Raw genomic sequence first — 17,510 nt, 5'->3', positions numbered from 1 at the left:
ACCTTCGTCGCAGGGCCACCCGGCCCTTGCGGCCGGCGCTTCCCCGCCACTCGACGACCCGTTGTTCACCGTCCGTTCGGGTGCGGGGCATGTGGCACCGATAGCAAAGGGACCAGTGAGACACAGGAGGTTTCCATGACCCGGGATTCGGGGACGGCAGTCGACCGGCGCGCGGTGCTGCGGGGCTCGCTGGCCGGGGCCGCCGCGCTGACGGTGCCGCCACTGGCCGGGGCGGCACCCGCGCAGGCGCTCTCGGGACGGCCGAGCGCCGAATGGGGCGTGCAGGTCGGCGATGTGACGGCCTCTTCGGGGCTGGTGTGGGCACGCTCGGACCGCAGGGCCCGGATGGTCGTGGAGACCTCGGCCACCGACTCGTTCCGCAGGGCGCGCCGCTGGGTCGGCCCGGTCGTCGGACCGGACACGGACTTCACCGGCCGGACGCCGCTCGTCGGCCTGCCGCCCGGGGAGCAGATCCACTACCGGGTCGTCCTCGCCGACCCCGACGACCCGCGGCGCACCGGCCGCCCGGTGTACGGCACCTTCCGCACCGCCCCGGCGCACCGGAGGGACATCCGCTTCCTGTGGTCGGGAGACCTCGCCGGACAGGGCTGGGGCATCAACCCGGACCGGGGCGGATACCGCATCTTCGAGCGGATGCGGCGGCTGGACCCGGACTTCTTCCTGTGCAGCGGCGACACCATCTATGCCGACGGGCCGATCCAGGAGCGGGTCGCGCTGCCCGGCGGCGGTACCTGGCGGAACGTCACCACCCCGGAGAAGTCGAAGGTGGCGGAGACACTCGCGGAGTTCCGCGGTGCCTTCCGCTACAACCTCCTCGATGCGCACCTGCGGGACTTCAACGCGCAGGTGCCCTCGATCGTCCAGTGGGACGACCACGAGGTGCGCAACAACTGGTACCCCGGCCAGATCCTGGACGACGCGCGCTACACCGAGAAGAGCGTCGACGTGCTGGCCGCGCGCTCGGGTCGGGCCTTCGGCGAGTACTTCCCCCTCTCCACCAAGCGGCCCGACGAGGACGGCCGGGTCTACCGCGTGCTGCGCCACGGTCCCCTGCTCGACGTCTTCGTCCTCGACATGCGCACCTACCGCGACGCCAACTCCCCCGGCCGGTGGCCCGACGACAACGGCGGCATCCTCGGCGCGCGACAGTTGGCCTGGCTCAAGCGGGAGCTGTCCCGCTCGCGCGCGGTGTGGAAGGTGATCGCCTCCGACATGCCGCTGGGCCTGGTCGTCCCGGACGGCGCGGTGAACTTCGAGGCAGTCGCGCAGGGCGATCCGGGGGCGCCGCTCGGCCGCGAACTGCAGATCGCCGAGCTGCTGCGGCACATCTTGCACCGCCGGATCACCGGCACCCTGTGGCTGACCGCCGATGTGCACTACACCTCCGCACAGCACTACGACCCCTCGCGGGCGGCGTTCAAGGACTTCGCGCCGTTCTGGGAGTTCGTCTCGGGGCCGCTGAACGCGGGCGGCTTCCCGGCGGTGCGACTGGACGGCACCTTCGGACCCGAGCAGACCTTCGTCAAGGCGCCCACCACGGCGAACGTGCCGCCCGGGCAGGACAGCCAGTTCTTCGGGGAGGTGGCCATCGACGCGGACGGCGGCGAGCTGACCGTCCGGCTGCGCGCCGAGAGCGGGGCCGTGCTGTTCACCAAGGTGCTCCAGCCGGGGCGCGTCGGACAGTGACGCCGCCCGCGGCGGATGGGAGGGTGGGAAACCCTGGGGCGAGCCGAGCGGGACCTGACGGGAAGGGGCGCTGCGCCATGGCCGAGCAGGTGGATGTCGTCGTCATCGGTATGGGGCCGGGCGGTGAGCAGGTCGCGGGCAGTCTGGCCGAGGCCGGGCTGAGCGTGGTGGGCGTCGAGGCGGAGCTGGTCGGCGGCGAGTGCCCGTACTGGGGCTGCGTGCCCAGCAAGATGATGATCCGCGCCGGGAATCTGCTGGCGGAGGCCCGGCGCGTGCCCGGCATGGCGGGTTCCGCCGAGGTCACGGCCGACTGGGGGCCGGTGGCCGCCCGAATCCGCGAGGAGGCCACCGACGACTGGGACGACAAGGTCGCCGCCGACCGCTTCACCGGCAAGGGCGGTCGGCTGGCGCGCGGGCGCGGCAGGCTCACCGGGCCGGGTCTGGTGGAGGTGATGGGGAAGGACGGCGGGACCGAGGCCTTCCACGCCCGGCGCGGTGTGGTCCTCGCGACGGGCACCCGTCCGCAGATCCCGCCGGTGCCCGGCCTCGCCGACGTGCCGTACTGGACCAACCGGGACGCGATCGCCGCGAAGGAGCCGCCGCGCTCCCTGCTGGTGCTCGGCGGCGGCGCGATCGGGGTGGAGATCGCGCAGGTCTACGCCCGCTTCGGCACCCGCGTCACCGTCGTGGAGGCCCTGGACTCCCTGATCCCCGTCGAGGAGCCGGAGGCCGGCGAGCTGCTGGCCGGGGTGCTGCGCGAGCAGGGTCTGACCCTTCGGACCGGGGCGCGGGCGAGCGGTGTGCGGCACAGCGGCGACACCTTCACGATCACGCTGGAGGGCGGCGACGAGCTGACCGCCGAGCGGCTGCTGGTCGCCACGGGCCGTCGGGTGGACCTCGCCGGGCTGGGCCTGGAGACCGTGGGCCTCGACCCGAAGGCCCGGGCGCTGGCCGTCGACGGGCAGTTGCTGGCGGCGCCGGGGCTGTGGGGCGTGGGCGATGTGACCGGGCACGGGGCGTTCACCCACGTCGCGATGTACGAGGCGGACATCGCGGTCCGGGCGCTGCTCGGCGAGCCGGGCCCCGACGCCGACTACCGCGCCCTGCCGCGCGTCACCTTCACCGACCCGGAGATCGGCGCCGTGGGCCTGACGGAGAAGCAGGCCCGGGAGAAGGGGCTGCGGGTGCGGACGGGCATCTCGCGGGTGCCGTCCTCGGCGCGCGGCTGGATCCACAAGGCGGGCAACGAGGGCCTGGTGAAGCTCGTCGAGGACGCGGACCGCGGGGTGCTGGTCGGCGCGACCTCGGCGGGGCCCGCGGGCGGCGAGGTGCTGTACGGTCTGGCGGTGGCGGTCCGGGCCGAGGTGCCGGTCGCGTCGCTGCGGCACATGATCTACGCGTATCCGACCTTCCACCGGGCCGTGGAGGACGCGCTCAAGGACCTGGGGTCGGGCGGAAGCGGAGGCTGAGGCCGCGGCCGGAAGAGCGGGGCGACGGGGGAAAACGGGCGCTTCGCACGGAAGAGTCCGCAAGCGCCCTTAACCCATCGGTCACAGGACGTTCGTGATCACGCAACACCGCTCGGCCAGGGTGGTGGCATGACCGACGAGACCCCCGCGAAGCGCGCTCACCGGCCCCATCACTGGCGGCGGGACCTGGTCGAACTGGCCGCCCTGTTCACCGCGGTGGCCGCCGCCGATTCCGTGGCCAACACCGTCGTGCACGGCCCCGACGGCCCCACCCTGCTGATCGCCTCCGCCGCCGCCCTGGTCGCGACGACCGGCTTCCACACCTGGTGGGCCCGGCGGCACCACCCCGCTCCCCCGCCGGCGGGGGACGAGGCCCGGGGCGCTGCAAGCGCCCCGGCCCCCGCCTCCGGAACCCGCCCGAAGGCGGACACGGGGGCGACGACGCTGTGGCGGATGCGCACCACCGTGCGCGACGAGCCCGGCAGCCTCGCCGCGCTGTGCCAGGCGCTGGCGCACCACCGCGTCGACATCCTCTCCCTCCAGACCCATCCGCTGGCCGACGGCACCGTCGACGAGCTGCTGCTGCGCGCCCCGGCGGCACTGCCGCCCGGCGTGCTGACCGACGCCGTCGCCGCCGGGGGCGGCAGCGGCACCTGGCTGGAGCGGGCGGACGCCCACGACCTCGTGGACGCCCCCACCCGGGTGCTGAACCTCGCCACCCGCACCGCCCTCGATGCCTCCGAACTGCCCCTCGCGTTGCGGCAGTTGCTCGGCCGGTGCACGATCCACTCGATCCCGGCGCGTTCACCGCGCAGCGGCACCCCCGCCGAGCCGGTGCCCACGGAAGGGGTGTGGGAGGAGACGGTGATGCGGCTGCGCGACCCGTCCGGCGGATCGATCACCATCGAGCGCCCGTATCTGCCGTTCACCCCCACGGAGTTCGCCCGGGCCCGCGCACTGGTCGAGCTGGACGCGCGGCTCGGTCCGCGCGTACCGCCGCGCAGTGATGTGCTGACGCTGCCCGAGGGCAACGCGATCACCGTCCGCCGGGCCGACCCCGGCGACCTCGTCGCCGCGCGCGAGATGCACGACCGCTGCTCCCCCGCGACGCTCGCCCTGCGCTACCACGGGCCGATCGGTGACGCCGACCGCTATCTGCGCCACCTCCTCAGCCCGCGCTTCGGGCGCACCCTGGCCGCGTACACCGCCTCCGGCCGTCTCGTCGCCCTCGGCCATCTGCTGTGGGACGGCGACGAGACCGAGGTCGCGCTGCTCGTCGAGGACGACTGGCAGCGGCGGGGCGTGGGCGCCGAGCTGCTCGGCCGGCTGGTGGCACTGGCCGGGGAGGCGCGGTGCGAGAGCGTCTACGCCGTGACCCAGGCCTCGAACACCGGGATGGTCGCGGCGATGCGCGCACTGGGTCTGCCGCTGGACTACCAGGTCGAGGAGGGCACGCTCGTGATCACCGCACGCCTCGCGCCGGCGACGGCGACGTCCGCGCCCTGAAGACACCGGCCGGCCGCCGGGGCCGGTCAGATGCGCCAGGCGCGGATCCGCTCGGCGCATTCGTACACCTCGACGCGGAACTCCTTGATGTCCCGGGCCAGATCCACGACGGCCCCGTACGGCGGGTCGATGCCCTCGCCGGCGGCGGCCATGTAGGCCACGACGACCATGCACGCGTACAGGCTGCTGCGCACCGGCAACGGCTGGAGCCGGACGAGCGTGTGCATCAGGGCGGCGGCGCGCCAGGCGGCGTCGGGGCGGTAGTCGAACCGCGCCACGTCGAAGGCGTGCCGGGACACGGCCGCGTGGAGCGCCGTGTAGTCGTGCACGGCGGGCTCCTCGTGCAGCTTCTGCTCCTGTACGCCCAGGAGCCAGGGCAGATCGATGAGCAGAGCCATCAGGCCGCCGCGCCCCGCCCCGCGGACGGCGGGGCCTCCTCGGGGAACGCCGCGTCGAACTCGGCCATGTTCTCGTTCCAGAACTTCGCGGCCCGTTCCACGAAGCGCCGGCGCTGCTGCTCGCGGACGGACAGGTCGTGCACGTACGCCTTGATGCTCTTGCCGTCGGCGGCGGCGGCCTCGCGGATGTCCGCGAGTTCCTGTTCGGTGAATTCAACGTTGAGTGCCGGCATTGCTCCACGGTACCGGTCCGGTACCGGGTGCGGCAGGGGTCTCGGGACCCGGTTCAGCAGCCGCAGTCGTCCGAGTCGACGGGTGCGGTCAGCGGGTCGGCCGGGAGCTGCCGGGGGCCCTCCCAGGTGTCGACGGCGTAGCCCTCGCGGATCCAGTACTCGATGCCACCGATCATCTCCTTGACGCGGTAGCCGAGGCGGGCGAGGGCGAGGGCCGCACGGGTGGCACCGTCGCAGCCCGGACCCCAGCAGTGGACGACGACGGGGACGGCCGGGTCGAGGAACTCGGCCGCGAGCTGCGGGATCTGGGCCGTCGGGAGGTGCACGGCGCCCGGGATGTGGCCCTGGTCCCAGGAGGGGGTGCTGCGCGAGTCGACGACCACGAAGTCCGTCGCCCCGGCCGCCAGCGAGGCGTGCACGTCGGCGACGTCGGTGTGAAAGGCGAGGCGGGCGGCGAAGTAGGCCGCGGCGTCGGCGGGGGCCGCGGGAGGCATGGCGAGGACGGGGCTGAGGGCGGGGGCGGCGGGTGTCCCGGCGGGCTGCGGAAGCGAGGCTGTCGTGGTGGTCATGACCAAAAATCTACGGTTCATGATCGCTGCGGTGAACAGTGCTTCCCCGGCAAATGCCCTGTCCACCCGGGGATTTCACTGCGGGACGCCGCCCGCGACCGGGCATTCCCCGGACGCCATGAGCTGGCGCTGTGACCGAGCGGGTCCCGTGCCCGGTGCCCTGGCCTGGCCTGGCTGCAACGAGCCGCAGCCGCAGCCGCAGATCCTCCCGCGCCGCGGGCGCCGGCCGACGCCACGCCCCCACTTCCGGCACTCACACCTGGCCAATAGACAGGAGACCCATCAGTTTCGACTCAATATCGGTACCACCGCATTGGCCAGGACTCAACTCAATCTGTAGTTCGACAACGCCCCGAATCGGCCCCTTCGCGTCGGTTTTTACAGGCGACAGGCAAGGCCATTCCAGAGCATCGTTCAAGCAGAAAGCAACCAGGGATCAATTCCAGCCGCCACAGCGGGCCAAAAACAACGTCACCACCGGCCGGCAGCCCGGCGACGGGCAGCAACCACAGGGCCGAGCCGAATGGATAGATCACCGGCGGGGTAGGCACGCACACGAAGTTCCTGGTGCACACGGTGGATGACGCAAGGGGTGATTTTGCGCCCACCGAAAGAATCCGGAGGGAAGCTCATGTCTTTCAAGAACATCTTCGGCGGCGGCGGAAGCGAAGCCAAGTCCGCCGAAGAGTCGGCCCGACAAGTCTATTCCCAAATTCCTGGCGTTCGACCCGAACGGGAAGGGGTCGATCCGGAGCTCTACGACGGAATTGACGAAGTTCCGCGCGACCCGAAGATTGTGCGCGAGACTTCGCCCGAGGCGCTCAATATCGTGAACAACTTCCTCACCCCGCTGTTCAAGAACACCCAGACGGCAGCCACCGAGCAGCGGGAAACCAGCGAAAATCCGGAATCGACATCCAGTATGGCGTCTTCGGCCATGAAAAAGGCGTCCGAAGAAATGAAGGTGAAGATCGAGGACGGAGACAAGCCGGAGATCAGCGATGCAGAGCGACAAGCCCTGAGGAAAGACAACCACCAACAGGTCAAAAACGTCAAGAGGAATGCCGACGGTTCGGTCAAGGAGTGGCCGACCAAGGAGTGAGGATCTTTGATCCGACCCTTGAGCGGTAGCAACGGCCGCCGCTCACGCATCATCACCGACGCATCGTTCAGTTCCACGACACAAGGAGGTTGAAAGGCATGGGCGAAGCCATCAAAAACAACGTGAGCACGGCTCATCTTGGCGAACGGTTCATCCGCCACCCGCTGACCGGGAAAAACCTGAAGGAGCTCAAGATTGACAAAAAGGCCCCGGCCATCCTGGAGCGGGACAAAGAGAAACTGAAGAGGAAGGCCGAGAAGAAAACAGCGGACGGGAAGGACCGGTACGTCTCCCCTATCGGGTTTTCTTTGAACAAGGGACGATTCGAGAAATTTCCCAGGGATGAGGCTGCGGCGCACGAGCGCGGGTGGCGCGCCTATATGACGGTGGGCGTTCCACTTGTCGAAGAGCGGGGCGACATTGTGCAGCCCCCTCCTGACGTGATCTCCAAGCAGACGTACATCAATCGAACCGACCCCAAGCCCACCACATGGTCACACACGGTCGAATTCTCGATTTCGAACACCATCAGCTGGTCGCTCCAGGGGCAGGTGCAGCTCACGTTCGGGGCGAAAGCCACCGCGTCACTTCAGCAGCAGCTGCAGAAGAGCATGGCGATGAACCAATCCGAGAAGATCACCCTGAAGAACAGCAAGGACAATCAGGGCGTTGACACGGAGTCCCAGTCGCAAATGACCAGTACGACGACAGCCACGGGTACCGCCACGGGCACCGGGGAATTGTCGGCACAGCTGATGCTGGGGATCACTGCTTCTGTCAGTGGTTCGTTGACCACCGGATTCAAGACATCATCCACGCTGAACGGGGAGGTTGGCAGCCGGGTAGATGTCCTGGCAACGCAGCGGCGCCAGGTGAGGAGGTTCGACTACGAATTCCCGGTCTCCTTCGGCGGGTGGGTCGCTTTGTATTACCCCGAGCCGGTGGAGGTCAAGGAGACCCGCCCGGAGGGCCCACAGGCCAAGGAGCCGAAGTATTCCAAAGTGATCGCATGGAAACTCGGTGAGACCGGTACGGACAATGAGACCTTCGACTTGAACGATGAAGGCAAGCCCTTCACGCAAAAAGGGGAAGCGGAGGTCGTTTCCACCCTCGCCGGGGTCCACGAGGTCTTCGAACTGGAAAAACTTAATTTTGATTTGAAACAGCACCCTCTGCACAAGAGTGACGGCCAGGAGAAAGCGATCCCGAAGGATACGACCTTCGAGCGCGCCAGCGGGTTGGGGAGGGCCGAGGGCCTCGCGCTGGACCTGCGGGAAAACCGGCAAAAGGCGTACGTGGCCGACCGGTCCGGCGGCAAGCTGTACCAGGTGGATCTCACCGGCGGCAAAACGGACTGGTTCCTGGAGAAGCTCGGCGAAGTCAACGATGTGGCGCTGGACCTGCCGGGCAACAAGGCCTACGTCGCCGAATACGGCGGCAAGGGCCTGTTCACGGTGAACCTGTCCGACCGCTCCATCTCCCCGGTCACGGCCGCCAAGGGCATGTACGCGTACGGCGTCGCGCTGGACCTGCCGAACAAGAAGGCCTATGTCACCGAGGTCGAAAGCGGGAAGCTGATCGAGTTCGACGTGAGCAGCGAACCGGCGCAGAAACAGCGCACTTGGGACGTGCCGAGGGCCGCCGGAGTAGCGCTGGACGGGGGCAAGGCGTACGTCGGCCAGTACGAACTCGGTGGGCTGTACGAGGTCGACCTGAAGCCGAATGGCGGCGCCCCGCAGCCTGTCGCCACCGGTCTCGGGAGGGCCGTCCGCGTAGCGCTGGATGGCGCGGGCATCGCATATGTCTCCGACTGGGGCGGCAGCAAGCTGCATGAGGTCGGGGTGGCCGAGGGCAAGGACAAGGGCCTGCAGCGCGCGGTGGTCGAGGGGCTCGGCACGGTCTGCGGCGTCGGGCTGGACCGCGACAAGGGCTGGATCTACGTCACCAACCGGGAGGGCAAGCTGTTGCGGATCTCCGGCGTGCTGCCCGGTGCCTCGGCGAAGTCGTAGCGCAGGTCGGTCTTTTCGCGGGTGGGCGGGCATGGGTGCCTTGATCATGTGGGTTGTCTCACGTGATCAAGGCGCCTGTGACCGGGCCGACCGTGGGCGGGGCGGCCGGCAGTGCGCACCGAGGGCGGTCAGCCGGCAGGGTGCGCCGGGTGAACAGCCCTGCTCCTCTCTCCCACCTTCCGCTTGATCGTCAGGCAGCCGCGCACCGAGCCCGGAGCCCCCGGCCCATCGCGTCGCGCCATGTGTGATCCACGACAAAAACCCTGTTCATCCGGGGATTTCACTGCTAGACATCGCCCATGACCGGCTATTCCCCAGACGCCACGGACTGGCGCATCCTCGACGCCCTGCAGAGCAACGGGCGCGCGGGCTTCGCCGAGTTGGCGCGCACCGTGAACATGTCCTCCAGCGCCGTGACCGAGCGGGTCCGCCGCCTGGAGGAGGCGGGGATCATCGGCGGCTACACCGCCGTCGTGGACCCCGAGAAGCTGGGGCTGCCCGTCCTCGCCTTCGTGCGACTGCGCTATCCGAACGGCAATTACAAGCCCTTCCACGATCTGCTGGCCGCGACGCCGGAGATCCTGGAGGCGCACCACGTGACCGGCGACGACTGCTTCGTGATCAAGGTCGCCGCCCGGTCGATGCGTCATCTGGAGGAGGTCGCGGGGCGGATCGGGGCGCTCGGCTCGGTGACCACCAGCATCGTCTACTCCTCGCCGCTCCCGCGCCGGGCGCTCAGCCGCTGACCCCCGCCGTGCGGTGCCGCACGGCCGAACCCGAACGGTCCTTGACGACCTGGAGCTGCGCGGGGACGCGCTGGCGCAGGTCGGCGACGTGGCTGACGATGCCGACCGTGCGGTCCCGCTCGCGCAGCGAGTCGAGGACGTCGAGGACCTCGTCCAGGGTCTGCTCGTCGAGGCTGCCGAAGCCCTCGTCGATGAAGAGCGTGTCCAGGCGCATGCCGCCCGCCTCGTCCGTCACGACGTCGGCGAGGCCGAGGGCGAGGGAGAGCGAGGCGAAGAACGTCTCGCCGCCCGAGAGGGTCGCGGTGTCGCGCTCGCTGCCGGTCCATGAGTCGATGACGTGCAGGCCGAGGCCGGAGCGGCGAGTTCCGCCGGTGCGCTGGTCGGAGTGGACGAGGGTGTAGCGGCCGGCCGACATGCGCTGGAGGCGGGCGGTGGCGGCGGCCGCGACCTGTTCGAGCCGGGCGGCGAGGACGTAGGACTCCAGGCGCATCTTCCGCTCGTTGTCCGCGGAGGTGCCGGCGGCCAGCGACGCGAGGGACGCCACCCGGTGGTGCTCCTCGCGCAGGGGGGCGAGCCGGTGCGCGTCGGCGGTGGCCTGTGCGGAGAGCCGGTCCAGGTCCTCGCAGCGGGTGCGGGCGGCGGCGTCCTCGGCGAAGGCGCGCTGCAGGGCGCGGGAGGCGGTGTCGGCGGCTTCCTGCGCGGCCCGCGGGTCGGCGGGGGGAAGCGCGGCGGCGGCCGCGGCCGCCGGATCGGCCAGCTGGGCGGCGACCTCGGTCTCCTCCCGCTGCCACCGGTCGAGGCGGTGTTGCAGCTCCCGCTGCTCGGCGCCGGTCAGGATCGCGGCGGCCGCGCTCCGGGGGGTGTCGAAGCCCGCGCGGTGGGCGGCGTCGGCGAGCCGGACGTCGGCCTCCTGAAGGCGCGTCGCCGCGTCCTGTGCCGCCCGTACGGCCTCGGCCGCTTCGGCGAGGCGGGCGAGCTGCCGCTCCAGCAGCGCCGCGCGCTGTGCGACGGTCGCCGCACCGCCGCGCGCCTGTGTCAACTCCTCTTCCAGAGCGACCAGTTGGGCGTCCAGGCGTTCCCTGTGGGCCGTGCGGGCGGAGCTGCGCAGTTGCGCGGCCTGTCGTTCCTCCCGGCGCAGCTCGTATTCGCGCGCGGCGCGGTCCCGCGCCTCGCGGGCGGCATGGGCGTCGGCGCCCGCGTCCCGCGCCTCGGTGAAGGAGCGCAGGACGTCCTCGAAGGCCGCGGTCAGTTCGGCGACGGTGGCCGTGCCCGCCCCGGCCGTGGCCGCGGCAAGGGCCTCGCGCAGGGTGTGCAGCCGCCGGTCGGTCTCCTCCCGGGCGGCGTCGGCCCGCCGGGAGGTCTCCAGCGCGCGTTCCTCGTCGGTGCGGTCCACGTGGTCGGCCGCGGTCCGCGCCGGGTCGGGGTGCTCGGTGGAGCCGCACACCTTGCAGGCCGCGCCCGGGCCCAGCTCGGCGGCCAGTTCGGCGGCGAAGCCGAGCAGGCGGCGTTCCTTGAGGTCCAGCCAGTGTTCGCGGGCCTCGTTGGCCCGCTCGCGGGCACCGCGCAGCCGTTCCTCGGCGTCCTCGACCTGTCCGGTCAGGCGGTCGCGCTCGACGGCGGCGCCCAGCCGCTGCCGGGCGGCGGCCAGCTCGCCCTCCAGGCGGGCGGCCCGGGTGGCCGCCTCCCGGGCGGTCTCGACGCGCTGCTCGTGGGCGGCACGCCTGGCCTCCCAGCCGGCGAACCAGTCGGCCGTGTCGGTGAGGATGTCCTCGTCCAGGCGGGCGTCGCGTTCCAGGCCCGCGCGTTCGGCGGCGATGTCGGCGGCCCGCTGTTCGGCGCGGCGGGCGCCCGCGAGCGAGCCGAGTTCCTCGCGGAGCCGCCGCTCCAGCGCCGCCAGCGCCTCGGCACCGCCGTCGGTGTGCTCGGCCGGCAGCTCCCGCCGCGCCCGCGCTTCGGCGGCGACGGCGTCGCGGTGCGCGCGCCCGGCCCGTTCGCGAAGGTCCAGGACGGGGGCGACGGACTCGGCGGCGCGGGCCCGGTCCAGCCGCTCGCGTATCCGCCGCGTTTCCTCGCGCCGCTCTTCGAGGGCGAGGGCCCGCTGCCGGGCGTCGGCGTGGCGGCGCTGGAGGTGGTCCCGTTCGCGTACCGCGTCGGCTTCCTCCCGTGCGGCGTGGTGGGCCGCGTCGGCGGCCTTGGCGGCGGCCGCGGCGATGTCGCGGCGCTCGCGGGCGTTGGCACGGGCGAGGGCCGCCCATTCCAGGACGGCCTCGGCCAGCCCGGGGGCGCCGGGGGCCAAGGGCGGCTCGGCGGCGCGCTGCGCCGGAACGGAGGCGGCGCGGGACGGCCGCGTGCCGGACGGGGCCACCGTCGCGGGCGCGGGCGTGCCGACCTCGGGCAGCGACGGGTCGGCCGCGGCCTGCCGCATCCGGTGGCCGAGGGCGAGCAGCCGCTCGTCACCGGCGGTGACCTGCTTCTCGGCGGCCCTGCGCAGCTCGGCGAGGTGCGCTTCGACGGCGGCGAAGCGGCCGGTGTCGAAGAGCTTGCCCAGCAGCTTGCCACGGGCCGCGTCCTCGGCGCGCAGGAAGCGGGCGAAGTCGCCCTGCGGCAGGAGGACGACCTGGCAGAACTGTTCCTGGCTCATGCCGAGCAGCTGCTTGATCTCCTCGCCGATCTCCTGGTGGGAGCGGCTGAGGCCCTGCCAGTGGCCGTCCTTGTGTTCGCGCAGCGCGCTGTAGGCCTTCTCGCGGGTGACACCGGTGCCCCGCTTCTTGGGGCGCGGCTGCTCGGGGCGCCGGGTGATCTCCAGCCGCCGTCCGCCGACGGTGAGGTCGAGCGTCACCTCGGTGGGGGTGCCCGGCTCCGCGTGGTCGCTGCGCAGGGTCGGTCCGCTGCCCTGACGGGCGCCGGGGACCCCGCCGTAGAGGGCGTAGCAGACCGCGTCGAGGATGGACGTCTTGCCCGCGCCGGTGGGTCCGTGCAGCAGGAACAGTCCGGCGGCGGACAGCTCGTCGAAATCGATGTGCTGGGTGGCGCCGAAGGGGCCGAAGGCGGTGACGGCCAGCCGGTGCAGCCTCATCGGGTCTCCTCGCGGACGGTCTCGGTCCCGGCCAGTCGTACGGCGTCGAGGGCGGTGGTGAGCACGGCGGCCTCGGCCTCGTCGGCGCCCCGGCCGCCGCGCACGTGGGCCACGAAGTCCTCGGTGATCTGCCGGTCGGTCCGGCCCCGCAGCCGCTGGGCGTAGGAGGCGAGCGGGTCCTCGGGGGCCCGGTCGGGTTCGAACGCGAGGCTCACCACGTGCGGGAAGCGCCGGGCGAGCCGGGCCATGGGCTCCTGCGGGCGGTGCGCGTCGGTGAGCGTGGCCTCGACCCACGCCTGCTCGTGCCGCTCCAGCCGCGGGTCGTCGAGGAGGTCGTCGAGGCGGCCGCGGATCCGGGCGAGCGGGCGCGGCACGGGGCAGTCGAGCCGCTCGGCGGTGACCGCCCCTTCGGCATCGAGGTCGATCAGCCACATGGTCTTGCGGTGGTCGGTCTCGGAGAAGGAGTACGCGAGGGGGGAGCCGGAGTAGCGGACGCGGTCGGTGATCGTCTGGGCGCCGTGCAGATGGCCGAGCGCGGTGTAGTCGACGCCGTCGAAGACGGCGGCGGGCACGGCGGCGACGCCGCCCACGGTGATGTCGCGCTCGCTGTCGCTCTCGGCGCCGCCGGCGACGAAGGCGTGGGCGAGGACGACGGACCGGGTCCCGGCGGGCCGGGTGGCGAGGTCGGCCCGCACCCGGTCCATCGCGGCCTCCAGCACGGCGGCGTGGCTGCCGCGGCGGGCGCCCAGCTCCTCGCGCACGAGGGCCGGTTCGAGGTAGGGCAGGCCGTAGAAGGCGACGTCGCCGTGCGCGTCGGCGAGGAGGACGGGGGTGCCGCAGGCGGCCGGGGCGGTGCGCAGATGTATGCCGGCCCGCTCGATGAGGCCCGCGCCGACGCCGAGGCGGCGGGGCGAGTCGTGGTTCCCGGAGATCATCACGGTGGGAACGCCGAGGTCGGCGAGCCGGTGCAGGGCCTCGTCGAACAGCTCGACGGCGGTGAGCGGCGGCACCGCCCGGTCGTACACGTCACCGGCGACGAGGACCGCGTCGACCCTCTGCTCGCGCACGGTCTCGACGAGGTGGTCGATGAACGCGCGCTGGGCCGCCAGGAGGCCCACGCGGTGGAAGGACCGGCCGAGGTGCCAGTCCGATGTGTGCAGCATTCTCAACGCGGGGCTCCGACCTGCATGCTTTCCGTTCCTCCGCGCTCCGATTCGGCACCGACCCAGCACGGTACTCGATGTCGGCACCCGCCACAGGGGCTCCGGAGGGAACGCCCCGCGTCCCCCGTGCCGCGGGGCACGCCCTCACCCGGCTGCGGAGCCGGCCCTGTGTCCCGACCCGAGCAGCGCGCACAGCAGTGCCGCGCCGAGGGCCAGTGCGGCCAGGACGACGCTGGTCACGTCGAAGCCCGACGCCCGGTACCGGGGCACCTCCCGGCGGTAGCCGGGGGAACTCGCCACGTTGTCGGGCTCGCCCGCGCGCCCGGTACGAGGGCAACGCTCCGCCGCGCGGGCGCACCCACCGGACGCCGCTCGCCGACCGCCGAAGATCCACCGGGCAGGCCCCGGTACGCCGCCGGCTCAGGCGTCCTCGTACGCCTCGCCGCCCAGCTCGAAGCCGGCCGTCCCCGCCGTGGTGTCCGCCAGCCAGGCCCGGAACGACTCCACGTCCGCCTCCGGCAGCCCGATCTCCATGCGCACCCCGGCCCCGTAGGTCACCTCGCGCACCGCGCGGCCGGTCGCCCGCAGCTCGTTCTCCAGCTTCCCGGCCCGCTGGTGGTCGACGGTGACCGTCGCGAGGCGGAACCGCTGCCGGGTGACGGTGCCGAGGGTGTCGAGGGCCTCGCCGACGGCCCCGCCGTACGCGCGGATGAGCCCGCCCGCGCCGAGCTTGACGCCCCCGAAGTAGCGGGTGACGACGGCCACGACGTACCGGATCTCGCGGCGGAGCAGCATCTGCAGCATGGGCACCCCGGCGGTGCCGCCGGGCTCGCCGTCGTCGCTGGCCTTCTGGACGGAGCCGTCGGCGCCCAGGACGTAGGCGAAGCAGTGGTGGCGGGCGGTGGGGTGCTCCTTGCGGATACGCGCGATGAAGGCCTGCGCCTCCTCCTCGGTCGCGGCGGGCGCGAGCGCGCAGAGGAAACGCGACTTGTTGATCTCGATCTCGTGCACGCCTTCGCGCGCGACCGTCCGGTACTGCTCTTGCATTCCGCCACCCTATGCGGCGCCACGACCGGGACGGGAACCGCGGGAATGATCAATGGGGGTCGCTCGTTGAGCGGGCATGTACGCAGAGACGGGGATCATCCGGAAGATCATCGAGCGGACCGGCGACACCTGGGCGGTGGTCGGTCTGTCGACGAACGAGCAACGCGCGGCGTTCGGCGTCGCCGAGGTGCTCCAGCGGTACGGCAAGCGCATCGTGCCCGTGCACCCCAAGGCCGAGACGGTCCACGGCGAGCAGGGGTACCGCTCCCTGTCCGAGGTGCCCTTCCCCGTCGATGTGGTGGATGTCTTCGTCCACTCCGAGCTCGCGGGCGCCATCGCGGACGAGGCCGTCGAGATCGGTGCGAAGGCGGTCTGGTTCCAGCTGGGGGTCGTCGACGAGGAGGCGTACGAGCGGACGCGCTCGGCGGGGCTGGACATGGTGATGGACCGGTGTCCGGCGATCGAGATCCCGCGCCTGGGCTGAGCCGCCGCGGCCCGGGGCGGGTGTGCGCTTGCCCCTGCGGGCCGTGGCGTGTGCACCTCCGCTGCGCGGCGGTGTCCTCAATCACCGGACGGGCTGCTCTTGCGGCCCGTCCGGCGATTGAGGACGAGACGGCGGGTCGGCCGCCGACCAAGACCAGCCGGACAGGCCCTCGCCGGAGCAAGCGTGCGTTAGCGTCGGCCCATGATCACGATACGCGGCGCCCGTCCCGAGGACGCGGCCGAACTCGTCCGTCTCCGTCGGCTGATGTTCGCGGACATGAGCGGGCGGGACGCCCCGGGAGACTGGGAGCGCGACGCCGAGGAGATCGCCCGTCGGCAGCTGTCGGCGCGCGTCCCGGTGCTCGGCGCGTTCGTCGTGGACGGCGATCCGGCACTGGGCGCCCCGCATCTGGCCGCGTGTGCCGTGGGGCGGCTGGAGGAGCGGCTGCCCGCGCCCGGTCATCCCACGGGGCGGTTCGGGTTCGTCTTCACCGTGTGCACCGACGTGCGCTACCGGGGGCGCGGTTTCGCCCGGGCGACCACCGAGGCGCTGCTCGACTGGTTCGCCGCGCAGGGTGTCACGCGCGTCGATCTGCACGCGACACCGGACGCCGAGCGGCTGTACCGGAGCCTGGGCTTCGCCGAGCACTCGCTCGCCCTGTCGCTCGACCTCTCGCACCGCCGGGCCGACCCGGCCTGAACGGTCCGAGCGGCCTGAGCGGTCCGGTCAGACGCCGAGCGCCGCGAGAACGGTGGCGCCGGGGAGTTCGGCGAGCGCCTTGCCGGGGACGATCAGCTTGCCCCGCCGGCTGCCGCTGCCGATGAGCACGTACGGGCTGTCGGCGACGGCGGCGTCCACCAGCACCGGCCAGTCGGCGGGCAGCCCGATCGGGGTGACCCCGCCGAACTCCATGCCGGTCGCGCCGAGCGCGGTGTCCATGGGTGCGAACGAGGCCTTGCGGGCACCGAGATGCCGGCGGACGACGCCGTTGACGTCCACGCGCGTGTGGCCGAGCACGAGGCAGGCGGCGAGCGTGATCGCCCCGCCGCGCTTGGCCGCGACGACGACGCAGTTCGCGGACTGCTCCAGCAGCCCGGCGCCGTAGTGCTCCACCAGGACGGCGGTGTCGGCCCATCGCGGATCGGTGTCCACGTAGAGCAGTTGCTCGGCCGGTACGGAGCCGTGCCAGCCTCGGACGGCGTCGGCCACCGGGCCGACCAGCAGGTCCAAGGCCTCCGCGGCGGGGCGGGCATCGTCGAAGGCGTCCATCGGGGTACTCACGCGCGCCAAGCTAGCAGTGCTCCCCGGACCGCCGTGCGGCCGTCCCACCCCGCGGATCGACGCGCGGGGCCGGTCACCGCGCCGGCGGGATGGACACCGCCATCGTCATCTCGACGTCCTCGGCCCCGTCGTTGCGGTAGGCGTGCGGGACGCCCGCGTCGAAGGTCGCCGACGTACCGGCGGCCACGGTGTGCGCCTGCCCGTCGACGACGAGCGTCAGCACGCCGGCGGTCACCCGCAGGAGTTCGACGGTGCCGGGCGGGTGGGGGTCGGAGTCGCTGCCGTCCCCGGGGACGATCCGCCAGTCCCACAGCTCCAGCGGTCCGCTCGCCTCGGCGCCGACGAGGAGCGTGGTGTGGCTGCCGGCCTCGCTGGACCACATGCGCACCGCCTGCGCCTCGGGGACGATCCGCACCAGCGCCCCCTGGTCCTGGTCGAGGAGCGTGGTGATGCTGACGCCGAGGGCGTCGGCCAGCTTCACGGTGGTGCCGACGCTCGGGTTCGTACGGGCCTGCTCGATCTGGATGATCATGCCTCGGCTCACCCCGGAACGGGCCGCCAGGGCGTCGAGCGTGAAGTGCCGCTCGGCGCGCCAGCGCTTGAGGTTGCGGGCGAGCGACTGCGTGAGCTGGTCGAGGTCCGTCACGGACCGCCCCCTATCGCGAGTGACAATATTTTGAGTGACATAGTTCAATAGATTGAACTACGGTGTGCTGGACT

General features: G+C 72.1%; 17 protein-coding genes. 8 read left to right on the top strand and 9 right to left on the bottom strand.

Annotation, left to right across the window (positions count from 1 at the left end; genetic code table 11):
• The first annotated feature begins 135 nt into the window (after positions 1-135).
• The 3 genes from FHS38_RS24625 (at position 136) to FHS38_RS24615 (ending at position 4,682) form a co-directional block, all read left to right on the top strand.
• A complete protein-coding gene (locus FHS38_RS24625) occupies positions 136-1,707 on the top strand; it encodes an alkaline phosphatase D family protein (protein WP_184736896.1) in 1,572 nt (523 codons plus the stop codon).
• A gap of 77 nt (positions 1,708-1,784) precedes the next feature.
• Positions 1,785-3,176, top strand: a complete 1,392-nt coding sequence (locus FHS38_RS24620; RefSeq protein ID WP_184736894.1) for a dihydrolipoyl dehydrogenase family protein — start codon at positions 1,785-1,787, stop codon at positions 3,174-3,176.
• 129 nt (positions 3,177-3,305) lie between these two features.
• Entirely contained in the window at positions 3,306-4,682 is a 1,377-nt protein-coding gene (locus tag FHS38_RS24615; protein ID WP_184736892.1) for a GNAT family N-acetyltransferase, read from the top strand.
• 26 nt (positions 4,683-4,708) lie between these two features.
• Here FHS38_RS24615 and FHS38_RS24610 read toward each other — a convergent pair whose 3' ends face one another.
• The 3 genes from FHS38_RS24610 to FHS38_RS24600 are packed head-to-tail and all read right to left on the bottom strand — an operon-like array spanning position 4,709 to position 5,888.
• On the bottom strand, positions 4,709-5,080 hold the full coding sequence (locus FHS38_RS24610; protein ID WP_130876587.1) for a toxin Doc: 372 nt from the start codon (positions 5,078-5,080) through the stop codon (positions 4,709-4,711).
• On the bottom strand, positions 5,080-5,313 hold the full coding sequence (locus FHS38_RS24605; protein ID WP_130876588.1) for a hypothetical protein: 234 nt from the start codon (positions 5,311-5,313) through the stop codon (positions 5,080-5,082). Before FHS38_RS24605 ends, FHS38_RS24610 begins: the two co-directional genes overlap by 1 nt.
• Positions 5,314-5,366: 53 nt before the next feature.
• Positions 5,367-5,888, bottom strand: coding sequence for a rhodanese-like domain-containing protein (locus tag FHS38_RS24600; protein WP_373301778.1), 522 nt, complete (start codon positions 5,886-5,888; stop codon positions 5,367-5,369).
• Between the two features lie 625 nt (positions 5,889-6,513).
• Between FHS38_RS24600 and FHS38_RS24595 the strand changes: the two genes are divergently transcribed.
• From FHS38_RS24595 to FHS38_RS24585, 3 genes are all read left to right on the top strand, one after another.
• Positions 6,514-6,984, top strand: coding sequence for a hypothetical protein (locus FHS38_RS24595; protein ID WP_184736889.1), 471 nt, complete (start codon positions 6,514-6,516; stop codon positions 6,982-6,984).
• A 98-nt stretch (positions 6,985-7,082) separates the two neighbouring features.
• Positions 7,083-8,993 (top strand): NHL repeat-containing protein, encoded by a 1,911-nt coding sequence (locus FHS38_RS24590; protein WP_184736887.1) that lies wholly within the window; start codon positions 7,083-7,085, stop codon positions 8,991-8,993.
• Between the two features lie 299 nt (positions 8,994-9,292).
• A complete protein-coding gene (locus FHS38_RS24585) occupies positions 9,293-9,739 on the top strand; it encodes an Lrp/AsnC family transcriptional regulator (protein WP_184736885.1) in 447 nt (148 codons plus the stop codon).
• Here FHS38_RS24585 and FHS38_RS24580 read toward each other — a convergent pair.
• The 4 genes from FHS38_RS24580 to FHS38_RS24565 all read right to left on the bottom strand — a co-directional run bounded on the left by FHS38_RS24580 (position 9,729) and on the right by FHS38_RS24565 (position 15,025).
• On the bottom strand, positions 9,729-12,815 hold the full coding sequence (locus tag FHS38_RS24580; protein ID WP_184736884.1) for an AAA family ATPase: 3,087 nt from the start codon (positions 12,813-12,815) through the stop codon (positions 9,729-9,731). The genes FHS38_RS24585 and FHS38_RS24580 overlap by 11 nt on opposite strands.
• Entirely contained in the window at positions 12,812-13,984 is a 1,173-nt protein-coding gene (locus FHS38_RS24575; RefSeq protein WP_184736882.1) for an exonuclease SbcCD subunit D, read from the bottom strand. Before FHS38_RS24575 ends, FHS38_RS24580 begins: the two co-directional genes overlap by 4 nt.
• A 138-nt stretch (positions 13,985-14,122) precedes the next feature.
• The gene (locus FHS38_RS24570) at positions 14,123-14,278 is read right to left on the bottom strand and encodes a hypothetical protein (protein WP_184736880.1); all 156 of its coding nucleotides are present in this window, start codon (positions 14,276-14,278) and stop codon (positions 14,123-14,125) included.
• 120 nt (positions 14,279-14,398) lie between these two features.
• The gene (locus FHS38_RS24565; RefSeq protein ID WP_184736878.1) at positions 14,399-15,025 is read right to left on the bottom strand and encodes a YigZ family protein; all 627 of its coding nucleotides are present in this window, start codon (positions 15,023-15,025) and stop codon (positions 14,399-14,401) included.
• A 76-nt stretch (positions 15,026-15,101) separates the two neighbouring features.
• Here FHS38_RS24565 and FHS38_RS24560 point away from each other — a divergent pair, with 76 nt between their 5' ends.
• Together FHS38_RS24560 and FHS38_RS24555 are read left to right on the top strand one after the other, a co-directional pair.
• Complete coding sequence (locus FHS38_RS24560) at positions 15,102-15,509, top strand: CoA-binding protein (RefSeq protein ID WP_184736876.1); 408 nt, start codon at positions 15,102-15,104, stop codon at positions 15,507-15,509.
• Between the two features lie 201 nt (positions 15,510-15,710).
• Complete coding sequence (locus FHS38_RS24555) at positions 15,711-16,208, top strand: GNAT family N-acetyltransferase (protein WP_184736875.1); 498 nt, start codon at positions 15,711-15,713, stop codon at positions 16,206-16,208.
• A 27-nt stretch (positions 16,209-16,235) separates the two neighbouring features.
• Here the strand turns inward: FHS38_RS24555 and FHS38_RS24550 are convergent, their stop codons facing one another.
• Together FHS38_RS24550 and FHS38_RS24545 are read right to left on the bottom strand one after the other, a co-directional pair.
• Positions 16,236-16,778, bottom strand: a complete 543-nt coding sequence (locus tag FHS38_RS24550) for a YbaK/EbsC family protein (RefSeq protein WP_184737169.1) — start codon at positions 16,776-16,778, stop codon at positions 16,236-16,238.
• 85 nt (positions 16,779-16,863) lie between these two features.
• Positions 16,864-17,436 carry a helix-turn-helix domain-containing protein gene (locus tag FHS38_RS24545; RefSeq protein ID WP_184736872.1) on the bottom strand — a complete coding sequence of 191 codons (573 nt, stop codon included), beginning with the start codon at positions 17,434-17,436 and terminating at the stop codon, positions 16,864-16,866.
• Positions 17,437-17,510 lie beyond the last annotated feature (74 nt).

The sequence above is a fragment of the Streptomyces netropsis genome (genome assembly GCF_014203545.1).
GTDB classification, from domain to species: Bacteria; Actinomycetota; Actinomycetes; order Streptomycetales; family Streptomycetaceae; genus Streptomyces; species Streptomyces netropsis.
The sequence above is the reverse complement of the archived record's forward strand: the minus strand, read 5'-3'. Positions and strand labels throughout refer to the sequence as shown.

Excerpts from the sequence above, each read along its gene's own strand:
- FHS38_RS24560 (WP_184736876.1), top strand. The coding sequence starts at position 15,102 with ATGTACGCAGAGACGGGGATCATCCGGAAGATCATCGAGCGGACCGGC.
- FHS38_RS24625 (WP_184736896.1), top strand. The coding sequence starts at position 136 with ATGACCCGGGATTCGGGGACGGCAGTCGACCGGCGCGCGGTGCTGCGG.
- FHS38_RS24555 (WP_184736875.1), top strand. The coding sequence starts at position 15,711 with ATGATCACGATACGCGGCGCCCGTCCCGAGGACGCGGCCGAACTCGTC.
- FHS38_RS24550 (WP_184737169.1), bottom strand. The coding sequence starts at position 16,778 with ATGGACGCCTTCGACGATGCCCGCCCCGCCGCGGAGGCCTTGGACCTG.
- FHS38_RS24610 (WP_130876587.1), bottom strand. The coding sequence starts at position 5,080 with ATGGCTCTGCTCATCGATCTGCCCTGGCTCCTGGGCGTACAGGAGCAG.
- FHS38_RS24585 (WP_184736885.1), top strand. The coding sequence starts at position 9,293 with ATGACCGGCTATTCCCCAGACGCCACGGACTGGCGCATCCTCGACGCC.
- FHS38_RS24565 (WP_184736878.1), bottom strand. The coding sequence starts at position 15,025 with ATGCAAGAGCAGTACCGGACGGTCGCGCGCGAAGGCGTGCACGAGATC.
- FHS38_RS24580 (WP_184736884.1), bottom strand. The coding sequence starts at position 12,815 with ATGAGGCTGCACCGGCTGGCCGTCACCGCCTTCGGCCCCTTCGGCGCC.
- FHS38_RS24590 (WP_184736887.1), top strand. The coding sequence starts at position 7,083 with ATGGGCGAAGCCATCAAAAACAACGTGAGCACGGCTCATCTTGGCGAA.
- FHS38_RS24595 (WP_184736889.1), top strand. The coding sequence starts at position 6,514 with ATGTCTTTCAAGAACATCTTCGGCGGCGGCGGAAGCGAAGCCAAGTCC.
- FHS38_RS24620 (WP_184736894.1), top strand. The coding sequence starts at position 1,785 with ATGGCCGAGCAGGTGGATGTCGTCGTCATCGGTATGGGGCCGGGCGGT.
- FHS38_RS24605 (WP_130876588.1), bottom strand. The coding sequence starts at position 5,313 with ATGCCGGCACTCAACGTTGAATTCACCGAACAGGAACTCGCGGACATC.
- FHS38_RS24615 (WP_184736892.1), top strand. The coding sequence starts at position 3,306 with ATGACCGACGAGACCCCCGCGAAGCGCGCTCACCGGCCCCATCACTGG.